The 3,357-nt window shown below is 54.8% G+C and carries 4 protein-coding genes; 2 read left to right on the top strand and 2 right to left on the bottom strand.

The features are described 5' to 3' along the window. Positions 1-61 precede the first annotated feature (61 nt). Positions 62-1,006 carry a hypothetical protein gene (locus HQL56_19040; GenBank protein ID MBF0311613.1) on the bottom strand — a complete coding sequence of 315 codons (945 nt, stop codon included), beginning with the start codon at positions 1,004-1,006 and terminating at the stop codon, positions 62-64. A gap of 2 nt (positions 1,007-1,008) precedes the next feature. Beyond that, complete coding sequence (locus HQL56_19045; protein MBF0311614.1) at positions 1,009-2,181, bottom strand: hypothetical protein; 1,173 nt, start codon at positions 2,179-2,181, stop codon at positions 1,009-1,011. Positions 2,182-2,326: 145 nt separating this feature from the next. On the opposite strand from HQL56_19045, the gene HQL56_19050 reads away from it, so the two are divergent. Beyond that, complete coding sequence (locus tag HQL56_19050) at positions 2,327-2,647, top strand: helix-turn-helix transcriptional regulator (protein ID MBF0311615.1); 321 nt, start codon at positions 2,327-2,329, stop codon at positions 2,645-2,647. After that, a partial coding sequence (locus HQL56_19055; protein MBF0311616.1) for an ImmA/IrrE family metallo-endopeptidase occupies positions 2,644-3,357 on the top strand: 714 nt, incomplete at its 3' end. The genes HQL56_19050 and HQL56_19055, both read left to right, overlap by 4 nt.

Here is a 3,357-nt window from a genome sequence, read left to right on the forward strand (position 1 = left end):
CTGTGAACCCTGGGGTAGAATTGGCGCTTACCGACAGACAGGGTTCGAGAAAATCAATCCATCAGGCCTTCAACCAGCAATACCCATTGCCATAGCCTATCAATTCCTTCCAATCCGACCTTCCGCTGAAAAACTTGCTCAAGGTATTGGAAAAGTCGGATGCTTGGACATTTTCCAGCAATATTTGTGTTCGGCATTTTGGCTCGCCTCGCCTCCATGCCTCCACCAGGAAGCCAATCAATTGCTGTTGCTTCATTCCGGTAAACACGAACTCTCGCCCATTGACCTTGATCGTGCTGTAATCTCGAGCATATTGGACAAGAGGAGGATCGCTTGCAGTCGACTTTTCTCCAGCGAATGGCGCTTTGAGTATTTCCAAGTCGAAATGGCAGAGATCATTCTCGACAATCCAGATATCTTTCAGACTTACCATTCGATAGCCATTGGGCAGTTCGATGTGCCGACTCTCCGGCAGGTTCCGTGTCAGCACCACCCCCGGCGCTTTGTTCCCGAATCGTTTCAAGACGTCGTAAACTTCGTCGAAACAATGCATTAAGTGCAGGTTTCGGGCAAGAAAGAGCGTCGCCTTCCGTTTTCCCAGCCAAAACGTCCCCAGACTCCAGAGCAGTTCGCCACACATGGCCTTTGGTTCCCCACTGACCTCCGCCATGTCACGAATCAGGCGCAACAAGCGGTCCACGTCGAGATTATAGGTTTTCATATCCTCTTCGGGAACGTCGACCCAATAGCCATCATCAAAACTGAAATACTGGTAGGTGCGCGTCTCCTCGTTCCATTCCGGCTCTATCACATCACCTTCATAGGTGTGCCGATTGGGCACATGGGTGGCAATTTCTCCCTCGGTCAGGAGTCCGCAATCTGCCAGGATTCTTCCTTCAACAGGATGGTGATCCGCCAGCAGGCAACCGGGCATCTTCATGAATTCGAAATGGAAGATATCCACAGCCAATTTGAACGCCTTGCTGGACATGGGTGCCGTCATCATGTTCAAATTTCCTTCACCAGTCCCCAGAGGGGAAGATACTTGTCGCAGATCAACCGCTCCTTTTCGGTTTTGCTCTTCAGGTTGCAGCCGTTGGGAAGGGTGATGGTCACGTTGATGGTGCGGCGGCGTCCGGTCGAACCACGGGCCGGGCGCAAGCGAATGGAAATGATGGCCTCGTCGGTTTGAAATTGCTGTGGCATACCTTCTGGAGCGACAATCAGATGCTGCGCGTGTTCATGTACGGAGTGCCGGTCCTCCCATTTGGAAATCAGGGCGATGCACGGTAACGTCGACGCCTGACGGCGCAATTTCAGCCAAGTCACCTTGACGGCATCGATTCCGTCCTCGGGATCGGTTGGAAAATCACATGGAGCCAGTAACCGGGAGAGGTCGTATTGGCGCAGAGGAATCCGAAGGCCGAGAATGCCTTGTTGCAAAATGATTTCGGCGAACAGACGGGCCAATCGAGTCCGTTGTTCCACGCCATTGGCCACCACCTCGATTACCCCACTGTTTGGTTCGTAGGTGATGGCCAGTTCGAAGACCGGGCGGCGCGGGCGCAACTCCAGTTCCCCAAGGGCATTGAACTCCAACCCGGCATCCGGCAGGCCATCCCGATAGATCACAGCCTGAACCAACCGTTCAGGTTGGCTGTCTCGGCCAGGACGGGTTCGTTCGAACAGATCCAGTCGGGCGTTCCGTGAGCCAAAAAGGCTGCATACCTTTTCTTCAAAGCGGCGGTGTTCACTGGTATCCCGGCTGGGAACAAGATGTCGAGGCCCGACAAAGCCTGACCACATGCGCCCCTGCCGACGGGTATCGGTGTAGCGAATTTCCTCCGCCTGACGAAAAGCTGCCGGTTCGGCGCGGAACAGCCACATAGCCCGCTCATGTGGATTGGCGAGCCCTTCAAGCCTCGTCTTGTCTATTGCCGTTTGAAAGATGGCCCATTGTCCAGGTTCGTCCGTCATCGCTTGGATACGGTCGAAATCAGCGTTCACCGTACCCTGTTCGCTCTCCGTCATGCCTTCCATGGCTTTGAGCAGATGGGTACTCGACCAACTCCCTCTGCCGCGTGCATTGAAAATCCCACCGGCATCCATGCCGCGCCACGCGAAATAATCCCTCAGCCCCAATGCCGGAGTATTGCGAATCACCCGCGCCACAGCTGTCATATCTCACCTCCGAATTTCCTTGTGATGGACCCGTATGGAGAGATATTATCGGCATCCCGAACAATTTCTGAAAGGGAATTTTTCGGGATGTCGAAAGATGCTCTTCCGATATCCCGGAAATCTACCGAGAGCAAGGGAAACTGCCATGTCTGTTTCGCTGGGGGAAAAAATCCGTTTGCTGCGCAAAGAGAAGAAGCTGACGCTGGAGCAGATCGGGGCCTTGACCGGCTCCAGCAAAAGTTACCTGTGGGAACTGGAACAGGGTCGTATTCCCACCCCTTCGGCGGAAAAACTGCAACGTATCGCGCAAGCTCTCGATGTCACGGCTTCTTTTCTGGTGGACGATGAACGGGACAAACCGGATGAAGAGTCTCTGGACCAGGTTTTCTTCCGTAAATACCGGGATCTCCCCCCGGAGACCCGGAAGAAAATCCGCGAACTGATCGATGTCTGGAGCAAATCGTGAACGTGGCACCGCATGGCCCTCTGGAGTGGGCCACCTACATCAATCGCATTCTTGACCAAGCCTTTGGACTGGAACGTTACCCGGTGAGCGTGGTCGAGGTGGCCATGGAAGTCACGCCACGGCTATTTCCGGATGATGCCGTCACTGCGGTCCAGGGGGTTGTTCTGGATGGAGTGGACGGCATATTGGCTCCCGATCCTCGGGGCCAAAAAGGCTGGGGTATTTTCTTTAACTCCGCCGTTCCGAACCGGCGGCGCATTCGTTTTACCCTGGGCCATGAACTGGGCCACTATTTTCTGCATCGAAAAAACCACCCTGGCGGTTTCCGCTGCGGGGATCGGGAAAGGCCTTCTCCGGACAGAACCTCACGGCTTGAAGAGGATGCCGACATCTTTTCCGCCAATTTCCTGATGCCGCCAGAGGATTTTATCAGACAAGTTCCGGCGGAAGAGTTGACCAACCTGTCGATGCTTTCTTTTTGCGCCGATCGCTACGGCGTCTCACTTCAAGCCTCGGTGCGTCAATGGTTGCGACTCACCACCCGTCGGGCAGTGCTGGTGCTTTCACAGGATGGATTCATCGTCTGGTCGGAAGCGAGTCCGGCGGCTCGACGCACCGGGAGATTTTTCCAAAGTCGCCGACAGGCCATTGAAGTTCCCACAGCATCCCTGGCGGCCAATCCCGAACTCACCACATACCCGCGAGAGGGC

The sequence above is a fragment of the Magnetococcales bacterium genome (assembly GCA_015231925.1).
GTDB lineage: Bacteria > Pseudomonadota > Magnetococcia > Magnetococcales > JADGAQ01 > JADGAQ01.

What these genes read in the sequence shown, in the direction of transcription:
- HQL56_19050 (MBF0311615.1), top strand. Translation starts at nt 2,327, where the DNA reads ATGTCTGTTTCGCTGGGGGAAAAAATCCGTTTGCTGCGCAAAGAGAAG.
- HQL56_19040 (MBF0311613.1), bottom strand. Translation starts at nt 1,006, where the DNA reads ATGATGACGGCACCCATGTCCAGCAAGGCGTTCAAATTGGCTGTGGAT.
- HQL56_19045 (MBF0311614.1), bottom strand. Translation starts at nt 2,181, where the DNA reads ATGACAGCTGTGGCGCGGGTGATTCGCAATACTCCGGCATTGGGGCTG.